The sequence below is a fragment of the Hephaestia sp. MAHUQ-44 genome (genome assembly GCF_023806085.1).
Lineage (GTDB): Bacteria > Pseudomonadota > Alphaproteobacteria > Sphingomonadales > Sphingomonadaceae > Sphingomonas.
Map to the genome: position 1 here is coordinate 49,817 of NZ_JAMSLX010000010.1, position 26,939 is coordinate 76,755.

Sequence of the window (26,939 nt, forward strand, 5' to 3'; positions counted from 1 at the left end):
TCCCATGGATTTTCGTTATTCTGATCGACAGCTCCACTGGGTCGAGCGCGTTTCCGCTTTCATGCGCGACTGGGTCTATCCGAACATCGACCGTTATCACCGGGAACAGGGAACGGCATCGGAGACGCGTTGGCGACAGGCGCCCCTGATCGACGAGTTGCAAGCGCGTGCAAAGGAAGCAGGTCTATGGAACCTGTTCATGCCGCCAGCCGCCCTCGCCCATGCCGCGAACGGCTTCGTTTTCGAAACGCCGGGCCTCAGCAATCTCGAATATGCGCCCGTGGCCGAACTGATGGGCCGCGTGGAATTCGCGTCGCGCGTCTTTAACTGCGCCCCTCCCGATTCGGGCAACATGGAACTGATGCTGCGTTATGGTTCGCTCGCCCAACAGGAGCGGTGGTTGCGTCCGCTTATGGAAGGTCGGTTCCGCTCGGCGTTCCTGATGACCGAGCCCGCGGTCGCCAGTTCGGACGCAACGAATATCGAGACCACGATCACGCGCGATGGCGATCATTATGTCATCAACGGCCGGAAATGGTGGTCGACCGGTGTCGGCGACCCCGCATGTGAGATGCTGATCGTGATGGGCAAGAGCGACCCGGATGCCGCGCCGCATGCCCAGCAAAGCCAGATCATCGTCCCGCGCGATACACCCGGAATTACGATCGAGCGGATGCTGACGGTCTTTGGCTACGACGATGCGCCGCATGGCCACGGCGAAGTCCTGCTCGAGAATGTCCGGGTACCCGCGGAAAACCTGATCCTTGGAGAAGGGCGTGGATTCGAGATCGCCCAAGGGCGTCTGGGGCCAGGCCGTATCCACCACTGCATGCGTACCATCGGAGCGGCAGAGGCCGCGCTTGAGGCTATGTGCAGGCGATTGAAGTCACGAACCGCGTTCGGCAAACGGCTCGATCGGCATTCGCTCTGGCAGGAACGCATTGCCCGCGCGCGCACCGATATCGAGATGAGCCGTCTGCTCACGCTCCGATGCGCCGATCTGCTGGACCATCACGATGCCAAAGACGTTCGACACGATATCTCGATGATCAAGCTCGCGATACCACGCGTTGCGCTGGCCGTGATCGACGATGCGATTCAAGCGCATGGTGGTGCCGGCGTGGCCGCCGATTTCGGGCTGGCGGCAAGCTACGCCAAGATGCGGACGATGCGGCTCGTCGATGGGCCGGACGAGGTCCATTCCCGGGTCATCGCGCGCAAGGAACTGGCGCTTTATCCGACCACTGAATGACACACCGGCGGCGCAAGTTCGAATTCACCATATGCGATGCAGTCGAACCGCCCGGGATTGGCCGGAGGATCACGCCGGCGAGCGCGGCATCTACGACAACAGGAAGACGGCGGTCGATGCGATCTTCGTCAGACGCGAACGGCGCTACAACCGCCGCTTCCAGCAGATGTACGGGCCTCCCTGCCAGCAACTTCCCGGATTGAGGGCTGTGAACGGTCGGCTATCCAGTCGAGCCGGCGGCGGGCACGCCGGTGAGCAGTTGGAAGAAGGGACAGGTCGAGAATGAGCTCAAGGATCGCACCGTCTGGGAGGTGTGCGAGGCCGCTGACCGTCCCGCGCCGATCGCCTATCGCGGGTCGTTCGATGGCTTCCATGCGCTGCCGGCGGCGGTATCGAAGACGCTAGCGGCGCGGCGACACCGACGTTCACAAACCAGGGCTGGTTTGCCGCACGTCGCCGTCGCACCACTTCCTCGTTCAACTCAAACATCCCGCTCAATGGGACGCGAGCCGATGCCGCGGTTCCGGCGAACCATGCATATGACTGCGCTTGCGAATAAGGTTGCCATGCCGGTGCTCCCAGCGCGGCTGGTGCGCCATCGCGCGCGAATGCCGCCCAATATTCGATCATCACGCGCGACAGATGCCGTTCATTCTCACCATCGGGGCGTGGCCAGTTCGGGGGAAGACGCGCACCGTTACCGATCTGCCCGAAGACATAGGGCAGTTCGCTGGCATGAAACGCGCAGAGATCGCGCGTTTCCGCCGCCGGATAACAATGGTCGAACAGATAGAGATAGGCAGGCACGCCGGCTGCGCTCTGCTTGCGAACCATGCGTTCGGTTGCCCAACCATAAAGCGCGTCGCGCAGCGTCGCCAACATGCTGTTTTCGATATCCGACGCGGGATAAAGCCGCAGGAATTCGGGCGCGAGATCGCGGTAGCGCTGGGTGATCGCCGCCTCATACGCAGCGGCGCTGGCGGGCGCTTTGGGCAGAAACACGCGCTGTGAGCGGAGTTCGCCGCTGTTGAACCCGGCGAGCAGCGGCACACGCGCCTGCTCGCCGCGATCAAAGGCATCGATCACCTGAAGCGGGAGGACATAGCCATCGATCGTCCCCTGCGGCGCGAACCCGGCCCTGGTCGCAGCGACCGTCAGCGCCTCGCCATCCATCGCCCGCAGCGCCGCGATATCCGTCGCCCCCAATTTGAGGGCCAAGTCGCTGCCGATCGTTTCGGCGGACGGAAGGCCATAGACCGATCGATCCAGCACCGGGACGGCACGCGTGTTCGCGCTTTGCAGGATCGCCTTGTCGAACAAGCCTCGCGCAAGTGGGCTCGTCAGCAAATAGGTGACGCTGAGCGCGCCTGCGGATTCGCCCATCACCGTTACATTGCCGCTATCGCCCCCGAATGCGGCGATATTGTCGCGCACCCAATGCAGCGCGGCGATCTGATCGAGAAGGCCGTAATTGCCCGAGGCATGATGTGGCGATTCTGCGGTCAGCACCGGATGCGCGAGCCAGCCCAGCACACCCAGCCGATAATTGATCGACACGAAGACGATGCCGCGCCGGGCGAAATTCGCGCCGTCGTAGAGCGGCTCGGCGCTGCCCCCGATCCGCAGTGATCCGCCGTGGATCCAGACGATCACCGGCGCCTGCTTCGCCTGCTCAGATGCCCAGACATTGAGCGTCAGGCAATCCTCACTCATGCTTTCGGGCGGATCGTAATAAACGCTCGTCGCGGGCACCGGCGGTTGCAGACAGCTCGACCCGAAGCGCGTGGCCTCGTGCGTACCGTGCGACGCGGTCGGCGGCGCGGGCGACTGCCAGCGACGCTCCCCAACGGGCGGCAGCGCGTAGGGAATACCCTTGAATATACGTAGCCCCTCGTCGGCAGAACCTACGAACGTCCCTTGGGCGATCGTCACCACCGGCGGGTCGGCTGCACGGGCCGGAGCGGTAAGCAGAAAGGTCACCATGAGACCGGTCAGCGCAGCACGCGCAAACAAAGCGATCGATTCTCCCGTCATCGCTTTTCCTCCCTTTGCGAACCGATTCTGTTGCCAGCCACTCCATGAAAACATAAACTCACTCGCGAGTTAATATCAACGATGTAACGGGAGAGGGCATATGGCGTTGCCAGACGCGAACCGGCGAGATTTCGTAATCGGCTCGGCCAGCCTGCCGCTCCTGTCCATTCCCACCTCTGCCAATGCGGCAAGCGAAGCGAAGGTCGAGGACGATCTTCAACGCTATGTCGGCTTCGGCAACAAGCAGGCGGGCGGAGACGGCGACGATCGCTGTGGCGCCTGGCTTGCCGCCGAACTCGAAAACGCCGGTTTTGCTGTTGAACGGCAAGCAGTATCGGTTCCCTTCTTCGCAACTGAGCGCTGCGAAATCGCTGCGGGTACGGCGCGCACAACATTGTGGCCGCAACCGATCGTCCGCGTCACCGGGCCCGATGGTATCACCGGCCCGCTCGTCCGCGTCGATTCAGCAGGCGGCGCAGCCGCCTCGCTCAACGGCGCGATCGCGCTGGTCGACCTGCCTTATGCCCGCTGGTCGACCGCGCTTGCCAAGCCGATCCGCACCCCGATCGACGCGGCATTTGCGCGCGGTGCCCATGCGGCTATCGTCGTCACCAACGGCCCGACAGGCAAGATCATCGCGCTCAATACCGATGGCCGCCGGCCGATGTTTCCCGGCCCGGTCGCGCTGATGGCACCCGACGATGCCGCCCCCTTCTTCACCAGCGCGATGCGTGGCGAGCGAGCGACCCTGCACCTCACCGGCAACAGTGGACGGCGCCCGGCGTTTAATTTCGTCGGCCGCATCAATCGCGGCAAAGGGCGTTGGCTAGCGGTTTCAACGCCGCGATCGGGCTGGTTCACCTGCGCGGGCGAACGCGGCGGCGGGATCGCGGCGTGGCTCCATCTGGCGCGCTGGGCGAGCCGCAACGCGCCCGACCACGATCTCGCCTTCATCTGCAACACCGGGCACGAATATGAATATCTGGGCGCTGAGGAATCGCTTCAGAAGATCGCGCCCAAGCCGCATGAGACCGCATTCTGGCTGCATCTGGGTGCCAATCTCGCCGCGCGCGACTGGCATGATGCGGTCGGCACAAGGGCTCCGCTCCCCGGCACCGATTCACAACGCTATCTTGTCGTCAGTCCGCCGTTGCTACCCGCCGCGCGCGCCGAGTTTGCGGGGCTGACCGGGTTGGAGGCGCCGTACAGCAGCGACCAGCTATCCGCCGGCGAACTGACCGGCATCATCGCCGCCGGCTATCGCTCGGTCGCGGGCGTGTTCGGCATCCACCGCTTCCACCATGTCGCCGAAGACGATGCGCACTGCCTTTCCGCCCGCGCGGTGGCCCACACCATTGCCGCCTTCCAGCGCCTCGTCGCGCACGCGCTGCAAGGCGGCTGATGCGCGCGCTATCCGTCGATCTTGCGGCGGAAGGTTTCGGGCAGGAACAACAGCCCGACGACGACCGTCATCGCGGCAATCAGGACCGGATACCATAGCCCGTAATAGATATCCCCCGTCGCCGCGACCATCGCGAACGCCGTGGTCGGCAGGAACCCGCCGAACCAGCCGTTGCCGATATGATAGGGCAGCGACATCGAGGTGTAGCGGATGCGCGCGGGAAACAATTCGACCAGCATTGCCGCAAGCGGGGCATAAGCCGATGTCACCAGCATCATGATCGCGATGATGATGATCACCACCATCGGCTTGTCGATCTGATCGCGATCGGCCGCATGGGGATAGCCCGCGGCCCTCAGATCGGCCTCCACATTCTGCTGGAACGCCGCAATTGCGGCCACCCGCGCCTCACCCTTGAGTTGCGCGGGATCGGGCGCGGTGATCGCGGTGTTGCCGATCCGCACCTGCGCGATCGTGCCTGCGGGCGCCTCGACATTGTCGTAGTTCACGCCGCTGCGCGCCAGATACGCCTTGGCGATGTCGCAGCTCGACGTGTCGAACTTGTTCTTGCCGATCGGATCGAACTGGAACGAACATTCGGCGTCGTGCGCCACTACGGTGACGGGCGCATTCTCGACCGCTGCCGCCAGCGCGGGATTGGCCGCGTGGGTGAGCGCCTTGAACATCGGAAACAGCGTCACCGTTGCGATCAGGCACGAGGTGATGATGATCGGCTTGCGCCCGATCTTGTCGCTCAGCCAGCCGAAGAACACGAAGGTCGGCGTCGAGATGATGAGCGCGATGACAAGCAGGATGTTGGCGGTCGCGCCGTCGACCTTGGCGATCTTCTCGAGATAGAACAGCGTGTAGAACTGCCCGGTATAGCCGATCACCCCCTGCCCCGCGGTCGCGCCGAGCAGTGCGATCAGCACCAGCCGCAGGTTGCGCCAATTGCCGAATGCCTCCTTGAGCGGTGCCTTGGAGGTGGTGCCTTCGTCCTTCATCCGCTGGAACACGGGGCTTTCGGCAAGCTGGAGACGGATCCACAGCGAGATCGCCAGCAGCACGATCGAGAGCAGGAACGGCACGCGCCAGCCCCAATCGGCGAACGCTTCCTCACCCAGCAAGGTGCGCAGCCCGATGACGAGCAGCAATGCACCGAACAGGCCTATCGTCGCGGTGGTCTGGATGAAGCTGGTGAACAGGCCGCGTTTCCCGTCGGGCGCGTGCTCGGCGACATAGGTGGCCGCCCCGCCATATTCGCCGCCCACCGCAAGGCCCTGCAACAGCCGCAGCGTCACCAGGATGATCGGCGCGGCGATGCCGATCGAGGCGTAATTGGGCAGGAAGCCGACCGCGAAGGTCGACAGCCCCATCAGCCCCATCGTGACGAGAAAGGTATTCTTGCGCCCGACCATATCGCCGATGCGGCCGAAGAAGATCGACCCGAAGGGGCGCACCGCGAATCCTGCGGCAAAGGCCGCCAGCGCGAGGATGAACGCCGTGGTATCGTTGACCCCGGAGAAGAACTGGCTCGAAATATAGGTCGCGAGCAGCCCATAGAGATAGAAATCATACCATTCGAACATCGTGCCCAGCGACGATGCGATGATGACGAGCCTTTCGCTCTGCTTCGTCGCGGGGTCGCTCGGCACTGCCTCGTCGCTGCCAGCCATGATGATCCTCTCCTGTCCCGATAGAGGCACGCCGCATTATGGGTCGCGGTCGTGCCATGCTCATGCTCCTAATGTGCGACTGCCATGGCTGGCTGGTCGCAGCCCGCACTCGCCAGTTCGCGCTCGGCCTGGGTGAAGCCGTAGGCGGGCACGATCTCGCCCGCGCGCGCGCCGATCGCGTCCCACGCGGCGACGACGCGATCGGCGGCGTCGGCATCGGTGCCGCCGACATAAACACCCTCGGTCAGTGTCACATTGGCCTGCGCGAAATGGCCGCCGCCCGCACATAGAATCGCGCGGGTCGGGGCATCATCGCCCACCAAGGCAAGCAGGCCGGGGCTGACGAGCGCGGGATCGAGCGCCGCGAGCGCGTCGGGCGCGAGCACGCCGTCGGTCATCTGCGTCGCCGCGGTGGGGGCAAGGCAATTGACGCGGATGCCGTATTTCTCGCCCTCGATACCGAGCGTCTGCATCAGCCCGACCAGCGCCAGCTTGGCGGCGCCGTAATTCGCCTGACCGAAATTGCCGTAAAGGCCCGACGACGAGGTCGTCATCACGATCCGGCCGTGGCGCTGCGCGCGCATGATCTCCCACACCGCCTTGGTGCAGATCGCCGCGCCGATCAGATGGACGTCGACCACCAGCCGAAAATCGTCGATCTCCATCTTGGCGAAGCTCTTGTCGCGCAGAATGCCGGCGTTGTTCACGAGGATGTCGATCCGGCCCCATTCGGCCATCACGCGCTCGACCATGGCCGCGACCTGATCGACCTCGGTCACCGACGCGGCAATCGCGATTGCTTCACCACCGCTCGCGCGGATTTCCTCGGCCACCGCATCGGCAGCGGCGCCGTTCATGTCGTTGACGACCAGCCTGGCGCCCAGCCGGGCCAGCAGCAAGGCGTGGCATCTCCCCAGCCCGCCGCCGGCCCCCGTGACGATCGCCACCCGATTGCGCAACTTCATCGACCCTTGCCTCCCGCTCTCGTTATTTCACTATCTCGTTAGTTAGCGATTTGATCAAATAGAGGAACCGCCTTGGTCACGCCAGCCGTTCGGCGGCGCGTTCGGCGCAGATGGCGTGGAACCCCGCCGCCATGAACCGTGCCATCCGCTGCTTGACCGCGGCATAATCGCCCGACTGGCACAGCCCGCCCGACAGCTTGTCGATCCGTCCCGTCCGCGCGAGCGTGAGCATCAGCGCGCCGGTCACGAAATGATAACCCCAGAAGATGTCCTCCTCGGCGGCGTCGGGGAGCGCTTTTTTGAGCATCCCGATCAACCGCAGCACGACCGGATCGAAATGCTCGTCCATCATCTTGGCGCCCCATTCGGGGGTGTTGGCGACCTGTGCGCTCAACGCCGCATAGTTGCGCCAGCCCTCGCCGCCTTCGATGTAGAGATCGAGATCGGTATCGAGGAACGCATGAAGCGCGCCCTCGATCGTCGGCTTGCCGCCGGTCGCCTTGTCGTAATCGTTGAGCACCTTCATCCGGCGCTCGCTCGTCACCGCCGCGCGCCGGGCGAATACCGCATCGAACAGCTTCTGCTTGTCGTCGAAATAGTAATTGAGCAGCGTGTGGTGGACGCCGACGCGTTTGGCGACGTCCTTGAGCGTCACGCCATAAAGGCCGTGCCGCGAAAACAGATATTCCGCCGCGTCGAGAATATGTTCGGTCGTTTCCGCGCGGCGCTCGGCCTTGGACAGGCGTTTCTCGCGCGGTTTCTCGACAGTCGACACGTGCAATCCCTTCGTTACTCACCACAAACCGGGCCGGGCTCAACCCCGGGCCGGTTCATTCCTGGCCATAGTCCGATCTCAACCGCATTTTGTCGATCTTGCCCGTCGATGCCAGTGGCATGTTGGGAATTCGGATGACTGCATCGGGAATCCACCACGGCGCGACCCGCCCGCGCAAGGCCTCCAGCAGGTCGTCGTCGGCGATCGGATCGCCACCGCGGGTCTCCACGACCAGAATCGGCCGCTCGCCCCATTTGGGATCGGCCCGCCCGATCACTGCGACCAGCGCAACCTGCGGCAAGGCGGCGACAATCGCTTCGATCTCGGCGGGGTTGATCCACTCACCCCCCGATTTGATCAGATCCTTGGCACGGCCGGTGATGGTGACGTTGCCGCACGCATCGATCCGCGCGAGGTCTCCGGTATCGAACCAACCATCGGTGGTCGCGCTCTCGCCATCGCCGAAATAGCGCTCGACCACCGCCGCGCCGCGCACCTTGAGATGCCCCTCGACCCCGCGTTGCTCGGGGAGCACCCTCCCCTCGCCATCGGTGAGCAACAGATCGACCCCGACCGCCGGCCGTCCCGACAGCGCGGCATCGCGTCCGCTATCCCCGGAGGCCGCAGCGGTGCCTAATGGGGACAATTCAGTCATCCCCCAACTCGTCTGGACGATGACGCCGAGCTGCCGCTCGAGCCGCTCCATCAACGCCGGGGGCATCGGCGCGCCCCCCACAAGAATGCGCTGCAGCGACGGCACCACGTCGCCGGACGCCTCGAGATGTTCGAGCAACCCGAGCCAGACCGTCGGCACGCCGACCGCAACCGTCACGCCTTCATCGACGATCAGCCGCGCCAGCCGCGCGCCATCGGCATGGCGGCCCGGCAGGACCAATTTGGCGCCAACCGCGGGCGCCGCGAAGGGCAGCCCCCAGGCATTGGCGTGGAACATCGGCACCACCGCCAGCACCGCATCATGGGCGGTCAGCCCGATCACGTCGGCCTGGAGCAGGCGGAGCGTGTGGAGATAGCTCGATCGGTGGGTGTAGGTAACGCCCTTGGGCGCCCCCGTGGTGCCCGAGGTGAAGCACAGCCCGCTGGGAGCGGTCTCGTCAAAGTCACCCCAGACGACATCATCGCGCGCCGCCGCGATCGCGGGTTTGAGCGCCGAAATCGAGCATTCACGCGGCGGCTGCCGAAGCCCTGCGGCGGCACCGTCGATCACCAGCACATGCGCGACCAGCGGCGCCTGCGCGAGGATCTGCTGGACCAAGGGCGCAAGGTCGGCGCTCGCGATCAGCACGCGCGCTTCGGATTGCGCCAGCATCGCAGCGAGTTGCGACGCCATCAGTCGCGGGTTGAGCGTGTGGCACACCGCGCCCATGCCCATGATCGCGTACCAGGCCTCGACATGCGCCTGCGTATTCCAGGCCAACGTCGCGACACGATCGCCGCGCGCCACGCCGAGATCGACGAGCACGCCCGACACCCGCTGCGCGCGCGTGCGCAATGCCGCATAGCCGATCCGGTCGCTTCCCCCCGCGCCATGCGCCGTCACAACCTCGGCATCGGGATGCCATTTGGCAGCGTGATCGAGAAACTTGTCGAGCGTGAGTGCGAATGGCTGCATGGCCCCGTGGGTCATCGGCACTCCGATGCCTGCGCCGGCAATGGCGGCGACGCCACCCCGACATTCCAGTTCCACGCGACGTCGCCCGCTGCCCGGCGGCGGCACACGACCTGTTCGTGAAGCTCGTAATGCCCCGGCAACAGCGCGGTCGCGAACTGCGGTGCCGCGGCAAAATACATATAGGCTTTCCCGTGCGCGAAAGTCGTCCAGTCGGGCTGGCCCGCGGCCTTGGGCGTGGCCGAGCGCGCGAACGACGCCCAATAGCCGCGCATCGCCTTGGAAAGCTTCAGATCGGCTGAATAATTCGGCACTTTCGGCCAGCGCGGCGGCGTGCGATCGGCGGTGCCGAACACATAAGGAAGCTCGCTGGCGTGGAAGGCGTGCAGCCCGAGTTCGACCGCCGCAGGATAGCCGTGATCGAACAGATAGAGATACGCCGGTACACCCAGCGCGGCCTGCTTGCGGACAAGACGTTCGGCGGTCCAGCCGTACATCGCGTCGCGCGTGGCCGCGAGCATGCTCTCGTCGAGCGTGTCGGCCGGGTAGAATTTGAGGAAGGCGTCCGCCAGTTCGCCATAGCCGGCGCGCGCCTTGGTCTCATAGTCCGCCGCGTTGCCCGGTTGGGGTGGCAGCAGAAAACGCAGCGACCGGATTTCGCCGCTGTTGAACCCGGCGATCAACGGCACCGGCGCCTGCTCGCCGCGATCGAACGTATCGACAAGCTGGCGCGGCAGGATGCGGCCGTCGATCGTCCCCCACGGCAGATAACCGGTTTTGGGCGCCTCGTTGACGAGCTTTTCGGCATCGATCGCGCGCAACGCCGCGACATCCGGCGCGCCGAGCTTTTGTGCCAGCGCCGCACCAGCCGCCTCGGCGGACTCCACCCCGAAGCGCGTCTCGCGAAGTTCGGGTGTGGTAATCATATACGCGCTCTGGGCGATCGCCTTGGCGAACAGCCCGCGCGCCGCGGGCGATGCCATCAGGTACATGACGCTGAGCGCGCCCGCGGACTCGCCCGCGATCGTGACGTTGGCGGGATCGCCCCCGAACGCGCCGATATTGGCCCGAACCCATTTGAGCGCTTCGATCTGGTCGAGCAGCCCGTAATTGCCCGATACATGATTGAGCGATTCGGCGCTCAGCCCGGGATGCGCGAGATAGCCGAGCACGCCGAGGCGGTAGTTGATCGAGACGACGATCATCCCCTCTTTGGCGAGCTTCGCGCCGTCGTACATCGCCTCGCTGCCCGATCCGGTGACAAGCGAACCGCCGTGGATCCATACGAAGACCGGCGCGTCCTTGGCTTGCTCGGGGGCCCAGACATTGAGCGTCAGGCAATCCTCGCTCATCGCCGGATAGTCTTCGGCATAGATGCTGCCGGGCCGCGATCTCGGCTGGACGCAGGCGGGGCCGAACGCCCGCGCATCGCGCACGCCCTGCCACGCCGCCAGCGGCACGGGCGGCTTCCACCGCGCCTCACCGACCGGCGGCCTGGCATAGGGAAGCCCTTTGAACACCCGAATACCATTCCGCACCGTACCGCGTGCGGCGCCCGCCGGTGCCTCGACCACCGGCCCGCGATCGGCCGCCAGCGATGGTGTGACCGCGCCAGCGGCCATCACCAGCGCCGCGCCTGCCAGACAAGGGATCGACATCGTCACCCTGTCGATCACAGATTATACCCAAGCCGGATCCCGACCGTGCGCGGCCTGAGCGTACCGTACCGGCTGGCGAGAAACGCCTCGGGATGGACATAGGTCACCGAATGATCGTCGAACAGGTTCTCGACATAGACGGTGGCCGAAAGCTTGCCGCGCGTCACGCCGGCGTTGAGCGTCACATTGTTATAGGTATCGGTGTAATCATAGGTCGGGTTGATCACGCCGGGCTTGCCGGCGACATACGGAAATAGGCCGGGGAACGACCCGACATGCGCCACATTGGCGGCAACCCATCCCTGCGTCCCGTTGCCGAGGCTGTGCGCGTAGCGGATATAGGCCGACCCTTGCAGATGTGGCGAGGCCAGCCGCGTGCGCAGCGTCGCCCCCGAAATCGCCGCCTCGATCGGCGTCAGCTTGGTGACCTTGGCATCGTTGATCGACCCATTGACCCCGATCGTCAGCCCGTTGGCCGGCACCGCGGTGATCTCGAACTCGAAACCACGGCTGCGTGCGCCGCCGATATTGGTCGCGAACTGGATCGAATCCGATACCCGATTGGCCTGAACCTGAATGTCGCTCCAATCGATCAGATAGGCAGCAAGATTGGCGGTCAGCTTACCTCGCAGCCAGCTCCCCTTGAGCCCCACCTCGTAATTGATGATCTTGTCCGAATTCGCACCATAAGGGATGACGATATCGGTCGGATCGACGACACTGACCGCCCCGGCGCGTGCGTTGACAAGCGGCGTACGGAAACCGGTCGCGACCGTGGCGTAGGTCGTCAGCGACGATGACGGCTTGTACGACGCGCTGATCTTGTATGACAGCTTGTTGGCCGACACCTTGTCGCCAATCGCGGCGCTGATCGGCGTGATGGTGAGCGGCCCGGTGAAGCCGGGCGTGAGTGCCGCCGCCAGATAATTGCTGTTATAGCCCCAATCCTCGGTAAAGGCCTGCGCATCGGTGCTGCCGTAGCGAAGCCCGCCGGTCAGCCAGACATCGTCGGCAAACCGGTAGGTCAGTTCGCCGAACCCGGCGAGTTCGTGCGAAATCGCGTGCGCGCCGAACAATTGGTAGGTGTCGTTCGGCAACCCCGTGAAGCCTCGCGCGGCGAGATACGCATCGGATGAGCGATAGGCATAATCGACGTCGCGGCGCTTGTAATAATAGAAGCCGCCGACCACCCAGTCGAACCGCCCGCCGGGATCGGAAACCAACCGCGCTTCCTGAACGAACAGCTTGTCATAGGCCGACGCGTCGAGCCGGAAGGGGACCGTGAACGCGAACGTATTCGCGAGATCGACGAAGAACTTCTGGTTGAACCGCGACACCGTCGTCGAACTGGTGAGGTGCGCGCCGTTGAATTGATAATCAAGCGTGCCGTTGTAGATCGCGATCTTTCCGGAAAAGATGTCCGGACGATCCGAATTCCGCTTCTCGCGCCCCAATTGCGGCGCCGTCAGCGATGAATCCTCGGGATAGCTATCCTCATAAGAGGCGAGAAGTTTGATCGCCAACCGGTCGGTCGGCGCCCAGAGCAAGGCGGCGCGACCGCCCCAATCCTTCAGCGTGTTCGAATTGTGAACGCCGGTGCCGATGTTGTCGAGATAGCCTTCCTCATGGCGGTAGAAACCGACCACGCGCAGCGCGAGTTGATCCTCGACCAGCGGCACATTGATCATCGCGTTATAGCGCTGGCGGAACGAATCCGACCCCGTCAGCCCCAGATCAGCCAGCCCAGCCACGTCGAATTTGGTCAGATCGGGCTTCTTGGTGATAATCCGCATTGCGCCCGCAAGCGAGCCCGACCCGAACAGCGTACCCTGCGGCCCGCGCAGGAATTCGACACGCTCGACGTCGAACAGATTGGGATCGATGATCGTCGAATTGCCGTTCGCCGAAATCGGCAATTCGTCGATATAGATCGCGACGGTGCCCTGCAGGTTCGCGCCATAGCCGTTGGTCGCGATGCCGCGTGCGGTGAAATTGTTGAAATTGGCGGTCGGCTTGTTGATCACGACACCGGGCGTGTTCTGCGCCAGCCCTTCGTAACCGACGATACCCTTCTCGGTCAGATCGGCCTGCGAAAAGGCGGTGACGCTGAGCGGCACATCCTGGAGGCGCTCGTTGCGGCGTGTCGCGGTGACGATGATGTCGTTCGCGCTCGTCCGGGCCTCATCCTGCGCCGGGGCGTCGGAATCCGGTTCAGCCGAAGAAGATGCGGTTTGCGCCAGTGCGGTACCCGATAACAGGATGAAGGCGGCCGCCGACGCGGACACAAGAAGACTATTCTTCATGCAACTTTCTCCCCTCCCAAGTGCCGGTCATGATCGCCGGTATGGTGCAGTTGATGGCGCAACATTTGCCGGGAGTCAATATTCACTATCGTGCGTGTGAATATATAAATGTGTAGCGAACATGGGTGGAGGCCCGCCCAGCGCCGGGTTTCCTCAAGGTCGGATAGGAATCGGGTTTCGGCCGCGAGGGATCGACGCGGTGCGCCGGCCGGTCAGCTACCGGGACGCGCGAACGAGCTGCGCGAAATGCTGCGCGCTCGGCTTCAGCTTGCGCACAAAGGTATCGCGATCGACCGCGACCAGCCCGAAATGCTGGCCATAGCCTTGTGTCCATTCGAAATTGTCGAGCAGCGACCAGTAGATATAGCTTTTGACGTCGATCCCCTCGCGCTGACAGCGCCGAACTTCGGCGATGCTGGCATCGAGCCAGGCGATGCGGCGTGCGTCGTCGTCGGTGGCGATCCCGCTTTCGGTGACGAAGATCGGTTTCGTCGTCTTGCGCGCGGCAAGGCGGATCGCCTCGCCCAGCGCCTGCGGATAATATTCGTACCCCGCCGCGGTCATCTCCGCGCCGTCGGGTGCCGGCACGATGCCCTTGGCGTCGAACCGCACCCGCGTATAGGCCTGCACGCCGACGAAATCGCTCGCGTTCACGGCATTCCACCAATCGCCATACAGCGTCGCCTCCATCCGTGGTGCGATACTGTCCGCACCAACGGCATCGATCGCCTGCGTCGTCAGCGTGACGCCGACGGGGAAGTCGCCGGGACCGGCTTTGATCGCCTGATACGCCTTGGCATGAGCGTCGAGCAGATGTGCATCGACGCGATCCGGGTCGGCAAACAGCAGCGAGGAGAAGGACGGCGAATTGGTCGCGCGCGCGGCAGCCGCGATCATGGCGACGCGCCTGGCGATGTAATCGGGCGTGGCGGTCATCCGCAGCATTTTGATCAGCAACTGGATGTTGGCTTCGTTGAACGGCGACGCCATCCCGATCTGGTCGCCCAGCGCGCGCGTGGCGCGATCGCAATAGCGCGCGAACAGATCGGCGCTGTCGGGCGCCTCCCATCCGCCGCGCATCGCGAACCAGCGCGGCACGGTGAAATGGTTGTACGACACGATCGGCACCAGCCCGTGCGCGCGGCACGCGGCAAGCACGCGCGCATAATGATCGAGTTCGGCCTGCGAGAAGATCCCCGGCTCGGGCTCGATCCGCGCCCATTCGATTCCCAGCCGATAGCAATTGAGCCCGATCGACCGCGCGATCGCGAAATCCTGGGCGTAGCGATGGTAACTGTCGCACGCGTCGCCGGAACGATCCTTATAGACCGTCTCGGGCAAATTCTCGAGCAACCAGCTATCCGAATTGACGTCGTTGCCCTCGCTCTGGTGCGCCGAGATCGCCGCGCCCCACAGAAACCCCTCGGGCATGGCGCTATGCTGCGCAGCATAGCCGGGCGTGGCGCCCACCGTGGTCGTTGCCGCAATCCCTGCCAACACCTCTCGTCGCGTCGTCATCGGCTTCCTCCCACTGCGGCGCGCGCGGGCTCGAGAACAGCGAGATCGGCCCGCAAGCGCCGCTTGTCGATCTTGCCGGTGATCGCGAGCGGCATCGCGACGACGCGCACGATCGCATCGGGCAGCCACCAATTGGCGACCCGCCCGCGCAGCGCGCCAAGCAATGCCGCGTCGCCGATGTCGGCGCCCTTGCGTGGCTCGATCACCAGGACGGGGCGCTCACCCCATTTGGCATCCTCCCGGCCGACCACCGCCGCCAGCGCAACCTCGGGCAAGGCACCGACGATCGCCTCGATCTCGCCAGGGTTGATCCATTCACCGCCCGATTTGATGAGATCCTTTACCCGCCCGGTAATGCGGACCAGACCGTCGCGATCGATGACCGCGAGGTCGCCGGTATCGAACCAGCCCTCGGCATCGGTCGCTGGTGCGTCATGGCCGAAATAGCGCTGTACCACGCTCGCGCCGCGCACACGCAGCCGCCCCTCATGGCCGCGCTGCTCGGGCAGTTTCATGCCCGCGGCATCGGTGAGCAGCAGGTCGACGCCGATCGGCGGCCGCCCCGATTGTGCCGATCGCCGCACCGGCGCGGTCGCCGGGGTGACCGTGCCCAATGGCGACAATTCGGTCATGCCCCAACTGGTCTGGATCGTGACCCCCAGACGCGCCTCGAGCCGGTCCATCAGCGCCTGCGGCACCGACGATCCACCGAGCATGATTCGCTCGAGCGACGGCACGTCGCCCCCCGTTTCATCGAGATGATCGGCAAGCCCGAGCCACACCGTGGCAACGCCGACCGCGATCGTGACGCGCTCCGTATTGATCAGCCGGGCGAGGCTGGCGCCATCCTGATGCCGACCGGGCAATACCAGTGTCGCGCCCACCGCCGGTCCGGCAAACGGCAGTCCCCAGCCATTGGCGTGGAACATCGGCACCGCCACCAGCAACGCGTCGTTCGCGGTCACGCCGAGGACGTCGGCCTGTAGCTGATGCAGCGTGTGCAGATAATTCGAACGATGGGTGTAGGTGACACCCTTTGGCGCGCCGGTTGTCCCCGACGTGAAGCACAGCCCCGCCGGTGCGGTTTCGTCGAACCCGCCCCACGATGTCGCCTTGCCATGTTCTTCAAGAAGGTCGCTGTAACGCCACACGCGGACCCGATCGCAGTTGGGCAGGAGCGTGTGGGCATTGGGCGCGTCGAGCATCACGACATGCTCGATCGTGGCGCAAAGCGGCACCAGTTCCTCGGCCAGCGCCCCCAGATCGGGGCTGATGACAAGCACGCGGTTGGCGGCCTGCGCGATCATGCTGGCGAGATGCGCCGGCGACAGGCGCGGGTTGAGCGTATGGCAGACGATGCCGACCCCCATCGCGCCGTACCAGCATTCCATCTGCGTCTGGCTGTTCCAGGCCAGGATGCCGAGATTGTCACCCGGTGCGAGCCCGAGCGCAAGCCACGCCCCCGACAACCGATTGCTGCGCTCACGCAGCGCAGCATAACTGATACGCGAGTTGGTGCCGTCGCCGCCGGTGACGATTTCGGTGGCGCCATGCCATTTGGCCGCGTGATCGATGAAACGATCGAGCGTGAGCGCATAATGCTGCATCGCACCCGCGGCCGAGGCGGTTGTCGTCATTGATGGTTCAGTCATGATTGGGTGGAAAGGGCGCGATCGCGCTTGAGCCGGCGTGCCAGCGCGAAATGGAGAACGATCGCGATCAGGTAGAACGGCACCAGACTGTAAAAAGCGAGCTGGAGCGAATGGCTGGGATAGGCGGGCCGCAGCCAGTCGCTCACCGCCCCCACCCACGTTGGGCCCAGGCCAAGGCCGATCAAATTCATCACCAGCAGCAGCACCGCGCCGGCCAGTGTCCGCTGCCGCGCGGGAACCGAATTCTGCACCAGCGTCACCGCGGGCGTCAGGTAGAAATAGTTGAGGAAGGTCGGCACCGCGAGGAAGGCGAGCGCGACCGGCCAGGTCGGTGCATGGACGAAGGCGATGAAGAAAGGCACCGCCAGCGCCAGCGCGATCCCCGGCAACAAGCCGAACACCTGCGGCGAGCGCGCCGCGAAGCGATCGGTCAACCGCCCCGACAGGAAAATGCCGGCGCTGACCCCGACCCCGAGCACCAGCGCGTACCAGATCGCGATCTCGTCGAGCGTCATCGCCTTTTCGCGCATCAGGAACAGCGTCGTGAACCCCATCGTCCCATAGGTAACGAACTGGGTGGCGCCCGCTGCAAGCGAGACGAGGGTAAGCGTCGGTCGCCGCGCGAACATCCGCATCGTCGCCCAGAAACTCAGTTCCTCGCCCGCATCCTCGGTCATGGCGGCGGCCTGCACGGGCACATCGGTGGCACCGCGCTTCGGCTCGCGGATAAACCCCCATACCGCCGCGGCCGCGACCAGCCCGGCACCGCCGAGCAGGAGGAAAGCCAAACGCCAGTCATAGGCCGCGGCGATCTTGGCACCGAATGCCACTCCCAAGGCCTGCCCGATCGGTGGGCCAAGATTGAACAGACCCAGCGCCGTGCCCCGGCGCGATGCCGGGAAATAATCCGAGATGATCGCATAGGACGGCGGCACACCGCCCGCCTCGCCAATACCGACACTCATCCGCGCAATCGCGAGTTGGGGATAGGTGTGCGCCATGCCGCAGGCGATCGTCGCTGCGCTCCACAAGGCACAGGCGATCGTCAGCACGCGCACCCGGTTGCTGCGATCGGCAAGCCACGCCACCGGCACCGCAAGGATGCAGTAGAACATCGCAAAATAGAGCCCGCCCAGCAGCCCGAGTTGCCCGTCGCTGACCCCCAGATCGTCCTGGATCGGCTTGGCGAGGATCGACAGCAATTGCCGATCGAGGAAATTGAGCACGTAGACGAAGCACAGCAGCGCCAGCACCGCAAATGCGTAACGCTCACTTCGCGCGCCGGAAATCCGCATCGATGTCTGATCGGTCGCCATGCTGTCATGCACCTCGATGGGGTAGAGATCGCCTATCGCTTACTGTCCGAAGGGCGGCAGATCGCTTCGATGCCGGCGGCCATGAAGGTCGCCATATGCCGTTTGATCGACACGAAATCGTCCGACGAGCACAGGCCATGCGACAATTCGTCGAGCCGGCCGGTGCGCGACATATTGTGCGTCATCGCCCCCGACACGAAATGGTACGCCCAGAAGATCGTCTGCTCGTCACAATCGGGCATCGCTTTCTTGAGCAGGTCGATCAGCGCCAGCACGACGGGGTTGAAGTAATTGGTCATCTTCTCGGCGCCCCATCCGGCAGCGCTGTTGGCCTGTGCGGCGATCTTGCCGAACGCGGCCCATGTCTCGGGGTCTTCGATCTGGACGTTGAGATCGGCGTCGATCCACGCATGCAGCGCCCCTTCGACGGTGATCGCGTCATCACCCACCGTCTCGGCATAGAGCCGCATCGCCTCGAGCCGGTTGTGGACCGAAACCGGCGCCTTGCGCGCCCAGATCGCCTCGTAGATGCTTTCCTTGCCGTTGAAATGATAGTGGATCAGCGTCGAGCTGACGCCGATCCGCGCAGCGACATCCTTGAGCGTGACCCCGTGATAGCCGAATTCTGCGAACAATTGCTCGGCGGCATCGAGGATACGCTCGATCGACGCTTCGCGGACGCGGGCCTTGTGGTTGCGGGCTTGGGGGCGCTTCGATGCCGGCACCTGCATCGACTTGGAATCAGTGGTATTCATCATTTCTCCGGCTGCCGCTTCGGGCTGGGAACGTCAACGCCACTCTGCTCGCTCACCGGAAGCGAGGGGAAGGCCGAAAATCCAATGTTGAGCCGCGACGCGCGGCCCTGCTCCCGCCGTTCCGCGACCAACGCATCGGCCCAATCGAACGCCGCGGTGTGGAGATCGCGCTGCGCCACCGGACGCTCGTCGATGTCGAGATAGCCACGCTGTTTCGCCGTGAAGCGGGGCCAATCGGGCTCACCTGTCGCCACCGGGACGCCGGTTTTCACGAACGACGTCCAATAGCCCATCATCGCATCCGAGAGCCGCGCCTCCGCGCGCGTCACCGGCGGTCGCGGCCAGTTCGGCCCCAGCGCCCCCGATGCACCGTCATGACCGAAGAGATAGGGCAATTCGCTCGCATGGAAGGCGGCCAGATCGCGCGCATGCTGCGCAGCATTGCTGTGCCGGAAATAATAGAGATAGGCCTTCTCGCCCGCGGCGGCCTGCTGGCGCACGACATATTGCGCAGCCCAGCCGTACAGGCCGTCGCGGACCGAGGCCATCACGTCGGCGCTCGGATCATTGCCCGGATAGACCTTGAGATAGGCATCGGCCCCGACACCGAAGCGACGCCGCACATCGGCGACATACGCCGTCCTGCTCTCGGGCGCCTTGGGCATCAGCATCCGGAGCGACCGGATCTCGCCTTCGTTGAACCCGGCGAGCACCGGCACGCGCGCCTGCTCCCCGCGCGCAAAACTATCGGCGAGTTGCTGCGTCAGCGCGACGCCGTCGATCACCGGCTCGGGCTGCCACCCGGTCGCGAGCCCGGCTTTGAACAAGGTGCCGGGATCGGCTGCGCGAAGTGCCGCAGCATCCGCCAACCCTGCCACATCGGCCAGCGCGACGCCCGCCGCCTCGGCCGAGGGCAGACCCAAGGTCTCCTCGTGCAGCGCACGATACGACGGCATATACCCGCTCTGGAGGATCGCCTTGCCGAACAGGCCGCGCGCAAGCGGGCTCGCGAGCAATGCGATCGCGCTCAGCGCGCCGGCCGATTCCCCCGCAATCGTCACCTGCTCGGGATCGCCCCCGAACGCCGCAATATTATCGCGCACCCAGCGCAAGGCCTCGATCTGGTCGAGCAGCCCGTAATTGCCCGACAGATGCTGTGACGATTCGGCGCTCAGCGCCGGATGCGCCAGATAGCCCATCACCCCCAGCCGATAATTGATCGAGACGACGACGATGCCGCGCTGCGCAAGGCCGGCGCCGTCATACATCGGCTCGGAACTGCTGCCGCCCGTCAACGCACCGCCGTGGATCCAGACCATGACGGGCAGCTTGCGCGCACCTGCGGGTGTCCACACGTTGAGCGTCAGGCAGTCCTCGCTCGGCGGCGCGCTTGCCCCGGCATAGACGCTGGTCGGCGCCGCCGGCGGCTGGAGGCAGGAATGGCCGAATGCGGTCGCGTCGCGCACCCCCTGCCACCCCGCGGCGGCTGCCGGCGGCTGCCATCGTCGATCGCCGGTCGGGGGCTCGGCATAAGGAATGCCCTTATAAGCCGCGATCCCGGTGCCGCTCGCAGCCGCCCCTTGCAACGCGCCCTGATGGATCTGGACGCGCGGCCCCGCATCCTGCGCCGCAACGGGTGCGGCCAGCAGGCCGACACAGGCGATCGCGCCCCAGCCACAAGCGGCCTGCCCCCGCGCCTTTCCCATCGCCCGGCTCACAGATTATATCCAATCCGCACGCCAAAGGTACGCGGCCGTACGATCGCGTAGCGGCTGAACACAAAGGCTTCGGGATGGATGTACGTCGTCGCGCGGCTGTTGCCGACATTCTCCATGTAGAAGGTCGTGGCGAATTTACCGATCGTGACACCGGTTTGCAGATTGATGTACGTATAGGTGTCGGTGGTGCCGAACAATGGGCTGGGAATCCCCTGCGTTCCGGGTTTGTTGGGGAAGCCGTTCGGGAACGAGCCGACATGCTCGACCTGGAAACCGCTGAAACCCTTGGCCCCGCCGGGCAGATCGTAGCTATAGGTACCGAACAGCGCGCCCTGCAGGTGCGGCGACGCGAGCCGGGCGTTATCCACCGCGCCCGAGATCACCGCTTCCTCGGCGGTCAATTCGGTTACCTTGGCCTTGTTGATCGATCCGTTGAGCCCGAGGACCAGCCCGCGGACCGGCGCGAGCGTGATCTCGCCCTCGAGCCCCATGCTGGCGGCGCGACCGACATTGGTGGCGAACTGAACCGAATCCGAAGGCCGGTTGGCCTGCACCTGAATATTGCGCCAGTCGATATAATAGGCCGCGAGGTTCGCACTCAGCTTGCCGTCGAGCCAGCGCCCCTTCACGCCGATTTCGTAATTGGTGAGATTGTCCGACCCCGCACCCGCCGGAATGATGAGGTCGTTCGGATCGACCGTGCTCGGCACGCCCGCGCGCGCATTGTAGACAGGCGTGCGATAGCCGGTGGAGACGCTGGCATAAGTCGTCAGGTCGCTCGAAGGCTTGTAGGTGACGCTTCCCTTCCATGACGCCTTGGCCGCCGATGGAAAACGCGTCGACGCCGCGGCTGTCGGCGTCAGATCGAGCGGCCCGGAAAACCCGCCCAGTACATAGGCGAAATACAATGTGCTGAAGCCGGCATAGGTATCGACGGTGGCGCCGTATTTGCCGTAGCGCAGCCCCCCGGTCAGCGAGACCTTGTCGGTCAAATGATAAGTGAGTTCGCCAAATCCGGCGAGTTCATAGGTCCGCGTGTTGCTGCCGAACTGGCCGAACGCCGCATCCGGCAACCCGGTGAGACCGGCCGCGTCGAGGAACGTGGCATCCGACAGGTTTCGCCCGTGAAGATCAAGGTCACGATGCAGGTAGAATCCCCCGACGACCCAATCGAATTTGCCACCCCCATCGGAGGCGATGCGCGTTTCCTGGACGAACGTTTTCTGCCGATAATCGTCGTCGAGATAGAAGGGGATGGCGAGCGCGAACGTGCCCGCGAGATCGACGTCGAAATCGCCGTCACCCACCGAATAGGTCGACGAACTGGTCAGGCGCGCGCCGTCGAACTGATATTCGATCGTCCCGTTATAGATCTGGGTGATCGACGTGTAGCGATCGGGGATCGTGCTATAACGCTTGCGATCGCCCAGTTCGGGTGATGTCAGCGACGAATCCTGCGGCTCGCTTTTCTCATACGAGCCCAGCAACCGGACACTCAGCCGATCGGTCGGCCTCCACAGCAAGGTCGCACGGCCACCCCAGTCCTTGAGCGTATTGGCGTTCTTGATCCCGGTTCCGAGATTGTCGACATAGCCCTCTTCGTTCCGATAATAACCGACGACGCGCAGCCCCAGCGTGTCGTGCACCAGCGGCACATTGACCATACCGTTATAGCGTTGTCGCACCCCGCCACCATCGGGCGTCACCCCGATATCGATCAGCGCCGAGGAATCGTAGCCCGTCAGATCGGGGCTTTTGGTCAGGATGCGCAGCGCGCCGGAGAGCGAGCCCGACCCGAACAGCGTGCCCTGCGGCCCGCGAAGAAACTCGACCCGCTCGACATCGTACAAATTGGGGTTGAGCGTCACGGTGTTGCCGATCGTGCTCAGCGGCAGCTCGTCGAGATAGATGGTGGTGGTGGTCTGAAGCCCGGCGCCCCAGCCGTTGGTGGAAATGCCGCGCGCGGTGATCCGGACGTTGTTGTCGCTCGCCTGGTTGAGCACGACGCCTGGCGTCTGGCGCGCGATTCCTTCGAAACCGACGATACCTTTTTCGGTCAGTTCAGCCTGCGAAAAGGCGGTAACGCTAAGCGGCACATCCTGAAGCCGCTCGCTACGCCGCGTCGCGGTAACCACGATATCGCCGGGGACGGCAGCCACATCGGCGCGCTGCCCGGTACTGTTCACAGGACTATTGGCGTCGTCCGGCACAGAACTGGTCTGCGCGGTGGCAGGTGTCGCCGCGACCATCAGAGCAACCAGCGATGACGTGCAAGCTAATCGGTTCATGTCCCCTCCTTGTCGCCGTCGCGCCTTGATGGCGCTGTCCTGCGATCCGGGGCGAGGATGACATTCTTCCTGCCGCAGAGTCAATACTGACATACGAGACAGTCAATATTGGACTATCGAGGTGCGTCGTCATGCCGATCTCTCCGGATCATCCCGCCGAGGGTGGGGCAGGCCGGCGATTATCATCGCAGCATAGCGGCGATGCGGGATTGCGACTTGCCGCATCGCCCCCGTGCGCGAAATCTGGGGCTATGAAAGCCATTCAGATCGTCCGTTTTGGCGGCCCTGACGTCTTAGCGCTTACGCAGACAGCGAAGCCGGTGCCGGGGCCGGGACAAGTGCTCATTCGGGTTGCACGAACTTGCCGCAGGGCGCGGACAATGACGGCATGATCAATCGGATCGGGAAGAAAAGCGCGCACCGATCGACGGCGATTGCGCGGCCTGCGCGGCAAGCGAGACCGGTGTTCCGCGTGCAAAGCTCACCTGTTCGACCCCGGTCACGATCTGCGTTCCATCGGGGCCGGACACGCGAACCGCCCCATCGCCGCCACGCTCGAACCGATAGCGATCGCGCGCCGCCGACAGCATCAGCACATCGCTCCCCGCACCACCCTCGATCCGCGTGTTCGCCCCACCCGCAGGCACGAACCGGTCCGGCCCCGCGCCGCCGACCAGCACATCATCGCCGTGCGCGCTGGCGGCGATCGTCTCGCCGCCGTCACCCCCAAGACGGATGGCGGCATTGGCGAAGGCGCGCGCGCGATCGGGCGCGGGCGGGTTGGCGGCAAGCCAGGTAGTGAGCGCCCGATAGCGCGGCGAATTGGGCTGGTCGACGCGCTCCAGCGCCGACCAATTCCCCCATTTCGAGGGCGTGCCGATGATCCCGAAATTCATGTAAAGCGCCCCCCCGGCAGCCGTGAACGCCTGGTAATTGGCCATTTCCAGATCGTAGATTTCAGGCCGGCGCTGAAGCCTGGCGAGGAAATCGGTATAGGCCTGCTGCTGATGGCGCGAGGGCGGCGTATATTCGCCGAAACCGCTTTCATACGTGACCAGCCGGAGCCCGCGTTTGGCCGCCTCGCCGGCGTGATAGCGATAGAGCGGCGCGTTGACGCGCCCGATCCGATCACGCAGCGCCGCGATCGCGCGGGCATAGCCGCCATCGGCATCGCGCCACCACGATTCGACCGTCGGCGCCGCCGCATCGGTGTTCATCGCGCCGTCGTAATAACCGGTGACGGCATAATCGTCGAAATAGTCGCTGGCGCGCAGCCGCGCACCCGATGCGTCGCGCCAATGGACGCTATCGAGCCCGCTCGCTTCGAGCCCCTTCCATGCGAACTGGGTGTTGTAGACGATCAGCACCCGGCCCGGATCGGGCTGGTGCACCACGGGTTCACCGAACGCCGCGTTCCAGATCCGGCCGACCTCCGCCGCGCGTATCCCGTACCATTCCATCCAATTGCCATCGGCACCGAGCCGCTTGTGCGCCTGCGCGGCGGCATAGCGCGCCTGCGGGAAAATCGTGTTCCACACCTCGTTGGAAAATTCGACATGGACGCGCAGGTCGGGGCGCAGATGATCGCGCACATAGAGCGCGAACCGGCGGACATAATCGTCATCGGCGTTGACCGGCATGTTGAACCACGGCTCCGCCCCGACGCGGTTGGCGAGTTCGACCATCGCCTCGACCGGCACGCCCCTGCTGCCGTCGCCCCAGCGCATGTCACCGGGTTTGGGGCGATCGGCCCATGTCAGCAGCGGCGCGGTGTCGATCGCCTCACCCGTCAGCGGCACGCCCGATCGATTGAGCACCGCATTGGTGTTCATCCAGTCCATGAAGCGCAGCACGCGGAAATCGCCGATCTTCGCGAGGAACGCCGGGTTGAAGCTGAGCCCCGCCTGATAGAGCGGCAGCAGATCGGCGCGCACGACGCGGATGTTGCGAATGTCGGCGGGCGTGCCGTCCGCGCTTGCGGCGATCCGTAGATACAGGCTCCCGCCCTTGCCCGAGACGACCTCGAGCCGCCCCGGCGTGTCGTCGAGCGTCCGCGCGCCATCGACCGCGACCGCACCGATGCTGCCGCGCCCATCGTACAGCACGACGTAGCGCATCGCGGGGGGCGCGGCCGGATTGTCGTGCAGCACCGTGACCAGCACCGAATCGTAGCGCTGCGTGCCCGTGGGCGGTGCGACGCGTTCGACCCACCCCTGCGCATCGAGCGCGAGCGGTTCGCCGGTATCGTATTCGCCCTCGCGTTGCGGCAGCCAGCGCCCCGCCGATTTCATCAGATCGAGCGTCGGCAGCCCGGTGTTCCAATAGCTGATCCCGTCGAGATTGGTCCCGACCATCACGCCGTGCGGCGACGCTGCGGGGGATGGCGACGGCGTGGTTCGGCCCGCATCCTGATCGGGGGAGGCATCCGATCGCGCACCACAACTCGCCAGCGCCACTGGGAGCAACAGCAAGGCAGCCGTCGTCAGCCGGGGCAACGGGGCGGCCATCGATGAAAAAATACCCACGAACACTTCCCCATGAATAAATGATTACAGGAAAGACTGTCGTTATTTATTACTTATGAGATACTTTAGTTATCTCCAATTGTATCTATACTTTTATTGAAATGTCCAACTTGATTCACATCAATTGGAGATAAGATGCATTGTTATACGCCGCGCCATCGCATTCTCCTCCTTGCCGAGGTCGCGCATCCCGAGATGGTCAGCGTGCCGCTGATCGGATGGAGCCTCAGCGACGCACTCGCCCGCCACGCCGACGTCCATCTGGTGACCCACAGCCGCAACGCCGACGCGATCGCCCGGCAGGGCTGGCGCGAGGGCCCGGATTTCACCACGATCGATACCGAGCGGCTGGTGCGGCGGCTCCAGCGTCTCGCCGCGATGGTCGGCGCGAGCGATAATCGCGGCTGGACGATCCATCAGATGCTTGCCCCCTTCGGCTGTCGCGCGTTCGAGGGGGCGGCGTGGCAGCGCTTCCGCCCGGCGCTCGAGGCCGGTGCGTTCGACATCGTCCACCGGCTGACCCCGATGAGCCCGACCACGCCCTCGATCCTCGGCCCCCGGCTGCGGCGGCTGGGCATCCCGTTCGTCGTCGGGCCGTGGAACGGCGGCCTTCCCTGGCCCCCCGGTTTCACCGATCGGATGCACCGCGAGCGCGAGGGCCTGTCGCGGCTGCGCGGGCTCCACACGCTGCTGCCGGGCTATCGCTCGATGCGCGCCAATGCGGCCGCGATCTTCGCCGGATCGCGCCACACGCTCTCGGAAATCCCCGCTTATGCCCGCCGCGCGAGCTTCTATCTGCCCGAAAACGCAATCGATCCCACGCGCTTCGGCAAGCGGCGGACACGCCGTGCCGCGCTGCCGCTACGCGGTGCCTTCGTCGGGCGGCTGGTGCCCTATAAATGCGCCGACATCCTGATCCTCGCCGCTGCCGATCTGCTGCGCGCCGGCGCGCTCCACCTCGACATCATCGGCGACGGGCCGGAGCGGACGGCGATCGCCGCGCTGGTCGCCGAACTCGACGTCGGCGACGCGGTGACGCTCCACGGCGAAATCGCGCATCGCCGCGTCCAGGACGTGCTGGTCGACTGCGATTTCCTCGCCTGCCCCAGCGTGCGCGAATTCGGCGGCGGGGTGGTGCTCGAAGCGATGGCGCTGGGGGTCGCGCCGATCGTCGCCGATTACGGCGGCCCGGCCGAGTTGATCGACCCGCACAGCGGCATCGCGATCCCCTTCACCGGCCCCGACGATCTGCGCGAGACTATGCGCGCGGCGCTGGCCGCCGTCGCCCGCGACCCGGCCCGCCTCGATCGGCTGGGCGATGCGGCCGCCGCGCGGGTCGCGGCGCTGTTCACCTGGGACCGCAAGGCCGCCCAGATCGTGCGCGTGTACGACTGGATTCGCACGGGCGGCGCGAAGCCCGATCTGCTCGTCGCGCCCGACCCGGCGGCGCTCCCCGCCCGGCATGCGGGCTGACC

At 65.0% G+C, this 26,939-nt stretch carries 17 protein-coding genes and 1 pseudogene; 4 read left to right on the forward strand and 14 right to left on the reverse strand.

What is annotated here, in order from left to right:
- Nucleotides 1-4: 4 nt before the first annotated feature.
- Both NFE57_RS11775 and NFE57_RS11780 read left to right on the forward strand, forming a co-directional pair.
- Entirely contained in the window at nucleotides 5-1,252 is a 1,248-nt protein-coding gene (locus NFE57_RS11775; protein ID WP_252135779.1) for an acyl-CoA dehydrogenase family protein, read from the forward strand.
- 82 nt (nucleotides 1,253-1,334) lie between these two features.
- Nucleotides 1,335-1,653 (forward strand): annotated as a pseudogene (locus NFE57_RS11780) (hypothetical protein); the annotation flags it as partial.
- Here NFE57_RS11780 and NFE57_RS11785 read toward each other — a convergent pair.
- Nucleotides 1,541-3,286, reverse strand: coding sequence for a carboxylesterase/lipase family protein (locus NFE57_RS11785; RefSeq protein WP_252135780.1), 1,746 nt, complete (start codon nucleotides 3,284-3,286; stop codon nucleotides 1,541-1,543). The pseudogene NFE57_RS11780 and the gene NFE57_RS11785 overlap by 113 nt on opposite strands.
- Before the next feature lie 100 nt (nucleotides 3,287-3,386).
- Here NFE57_RS11785 and NFE57_RS11790 point away from each other — a divergent pair, with 100 nt between their 5' ends.
- Nucleotides 3,387-4,688: a hypothetical protein gene (locus NFE57_RS11790; RefSeq protein ID WP_252135781.1), complete on the forward strand. Its 1,302-nt coding sequence runs from the start codon at nucleotides 3,387-3,389 to the stop codon at nucleotides 4,686-4,688.
- A gap of 8 nt (nucleotides 4,689-4,696) precedes the next feature.
- Here NFE57_RS11790 and NFE57_RS11795 read toward each other — a convergent pair whose 3' ends face one another.
- The 13 genes from NFE57_RS11795 to NFE57_RS11855 all read right to left on the reverse strand — a co-directional run bounded on the left by NFE57_RS11795 (nucleotide 4,697) and on the right by NFE57_RS11855 (nucleotide 25,464).
- Nucleotides 4,697-6,364 (reverse strand): MFS transporter, encoded by a 1,668-nt coding sequence (locus NFE57_RS11795; RefSeq protein WP_252135782.1) that lies wholly within the window; start codon nucleotides 6,362-6,364, stop codon nucleotides 4,697-4,699.
- Between the two features lie 68 nt (nucleotides 6,365-6,432).
- Entirely contained in the window at nucleotides 6,433-7,329 is an 897-nt protein-coding gene (locus NFE57_RS11800; protein ID WP_252135783.1) for an SDR family NAD(P)-dependent oxidoreductase, read from the reverse strand.
- Nucleotides 7,330-7,405: 76 nt separating this feature from the next.
- Complete coding sequence (locus NFE57_RS11805; RefSeq protein WP_252135784.1) at nucleotides 7,406-8,104, reverse strand: TetR/AcrR family transcriptional regulator; 699 nt, start codon at nucleotides 8,102-8,104, stop codon at nucleotides 7,406-7,408.
- Between the two features lie 55 nt (nucleotides 8,105-8,159).
- Nucleotides 8,160-9,749 carry an AMP-binding protein gene (locus NFE57_RS11810; protein WP_252135785.1) on the reverse strand — a complete coding sequence of 530 codons (1,590 nt, stop codon included), beginning with the start codon at nucleotides 9,747-9,749 and terminating at the stop codon, nucleotides 8,160-8,162.
- Entirely contained in the window at nucleotides 9,746-11,389 is a 1,644-nt protein-coding gene (locus NFE57_RS11815) for a carboxylesterase/lipase family protein (protein ID WP_252135786.1), read from the reverse strand. The genes NFE57_RS11810 and NFE57_RS11815 overlap by 4 nt, the downstream gene beginning before the upstream one ends.
- 14 nt (nucleotides 11,390-11,403) lie before the next feature.
- A complete protein-coding gene (locus NFE57_RS11820) occupies nucleotides 11,404-13,692 on the reverse strand; it encodes a TonB-dependent receptor (protein WP_252135787.1) in 2,289 nt (762 codons plus the stop codon).
- Nucleotides 13,693-13,908: 216 nt separating this feature from the next.
- On the reverse strand, nucleotides 13,909-15,210 hold the full coding sequence (locus tag NFE57_RS11825) for a glycoside hydrolase family 1 protein (protein ID WP_252135788.1): 1,302 nt from the start codon (nucleotides 15,208-15,210) through the stop codon (nucleotides 13,909-13,911).
- Nucleotides 15,207-16,847, reverse strand: coding sequence for an AMP-binding protein (locus NFE57_RS11830; RefSeq protein ID WP_252135789.1), 1,641 nt, complete (start codon nucleotides 16,845-16,847; stop codon nucleotides 15,207-15,209). The genes NFE57_RS11825 and NFE57_RS11830 overlap by 4 nt, the downstream gene beginning before the upstream one ends.
- Nucleotides 16,848-16,858: 11 nt before the next feature.
- A complete protein-coding gene (locus NFE57_RS11835; protein WP_252135790.1) occupies nucleotides 16,859-18,178 on the reverse strand; it encodes a spinster family MFS transporter in 1,320 nt (439 codons plus the stop codon).
- Between the two features lie 32 nt (nucleotides 18,179-18,210).
- Complete coding sequence (locus NFE57_RS11840; protein ID WP_252135791.1) at nucleotides 18,211-18,933, reverse strand: TetR/AcrR family transcriptional regulator; 723 nt, start codon at nucleotides 18,931-18,933, stop codon at nucleotides 18,211-18,213.
- Entirely contained in the window at nucleotides 18,933-20,639 is a 1,707-nt protein-coding gene (locus tag NFE57_RS11845; RefSeq protein WP_252135792.1) for a carboxylesterase/lipase family protein, read from the reverse strand. The genes NFE57_RS11840 and NFE57_RS11845 overlap by 1 nt, the downstream gene beginning before the upstream one ends.
- Before the next feature lie 8 nt (nucleotides 20,640-20,647).
- Nucleotides 20,648-22,939: a TonB-dependent receptor gene (locus NFE57_RS11850; protein WP_252135793.1), complete on the reverse strand. Its 2,292-nt coding sequence runs from the start codon at nucleotides 22,937-22,939 to the stop codon at nucleotides 20,648-20,650.
- A gap of 392 nt (nucleotides 22,940-23,331) precedes the next feature.
- On the reverse strand, nucleotides 23,332-25,464 hold the full coding sequence (locus NFE57_RS11855; protein WP_252135794.1) for a calcium-binding protein: 2,133 nt from the start codon (nucleotides 25,462-25,464) through the stop codon (nucleotides 23,332-23,334).
- 135 nt (nucleotides 25,465-25,599) lie between these two features.
- Between NFE57_RS11855 and NFE57_RS11860 the strand changes: the two genes are divergently transcribed.
- A complete protein-coding gene (locus tag NFE57_RS11860; RefSeq protein WP_252135795.1) occupies nucleotides 25,600-26,937 on the forward strand; it encodes a glycosyltransferase family 4 protein in 1,338 nt (445 codons plus the stop codon).
- Nucleotides 26,938-26,939: the final 2 nt, after the last annotated feature.

What these genes read in the sequence shown, in the direction of transcription:
- NFE57_RS11835 (WP_252135790.1), bottom strand. Translation starts at nt 18,178, where the DNA reads ATGGCGACCGATCAGACATCGATGCGGATTTCCGGCGCGCGAAGTGAG.
- NFE57_RS11795 (WP_252135782.1), bottom strand. Translation starts at nt 6,364, where the DNA reads ATGGCTGGCAGCGACGAGGCAGTGCCGAGCGACCCCGCGACGAAGCAG.
- NFE57_RS11790 (WP_252135781.1), top strand. Translation starts at nt 3,387, where the DNA reads ATGGCGTTGCCAGACGCGAACCGGCGAGATTTCGTAATCGGCTCGGCC.
- NFE57_RS11815 (WP_252135786.1), bottom strand. Translation starts at nt 11,389, where the DNA reads ATGTCGATCCCTTGTCTGGCAGGCGCGGCGCTGGTGATGGCCGCTGGC.
- NFE57_RS11785 (WP_252135780.1), bottom strand. Translation starts at nt 3,286, where the DNA reads ATGACGGGAGAATCGATCGCTTTGTTTGCGCGTGCTGCGCTGACCGGT.
- NFE57_RS11825 (WP_252135788.1), bottom strand. Translation starts at nt 15,210, where the DNA reads ATGACGACGCGACGAGAGGTGTTGGCAGGGATTGCGGCAACGACCACG.
- NFE57_RS11810 (WP_252135785.1), bottom strand. Translation starts at nt 9,749, where the DNA reads ATGACCCACGGGGCCATGCAGCCATTCGCACTCACGCTCGACAAGTTT.
- NFE57_RS11860 (WP_252135795.1), top strand. Translation starts at nt 25,600, where the DNA reads ATGCATTGTTATACGCCGCGCCATCGCATTCTCCTCCTTGCCGAGGTC.
- NFE57_RS11845 (WP_252135792.1), bottom strand. Translation starts at nt 20,639, where the DNA reads ATGGGAAAGGCGCGGGGGCAGGCCGCTTGTGGCTGGGGCGCGATCGCC.
- NFE57_RS11775 (WP_252135779.1), top strand. Translation starts at nt 5, where the DNA reads ATGGATTTTCGTTATTCTGATCGACAGCTCCACTGGGTCGAGCGCGTT.
- NFE57_RS11850 (WP_252135793.1), bottom strand. Translation starts at nt 22,939, where the DNA reads ATGAACCGATTAGCTTGCACGTCATCGCTGGTTGCTCTGATGGTCGCG.
- NFE57_RS11830 (WP_252135789.1), bottom strand. Translation starts at nt 16,847, where the DNA reads ATGACGACAACCGCCTCGGCCGCGGGTGCGATGCAGCATTATGCGCTC.
- NFE57_RS11840 (WP_252135791.1), bottom strand. Translation starts at nt 18,933, where the DNA reads ATGAATACCACTGATTCCAAGTCGATGCAGGTGCCGGCATCGAAGCGC.
- NFE57_RS11800 (WP_252135783.1), bottom strand. Translation starts at nt 7,329, where the DNA reads ATGAAGTTGCGCAATCGGGTGGCGATCGTCACGGGGGCCGGCGGCGGG.
- NFE57_RS11820 (WP_252135787.1), bottom strand. Translation starts at nt 13,692, where the DNA reads ATGAAGAATAGTCTTCTTGTGTCCGCGTCGGCGGCCGCCTTCATCCTG.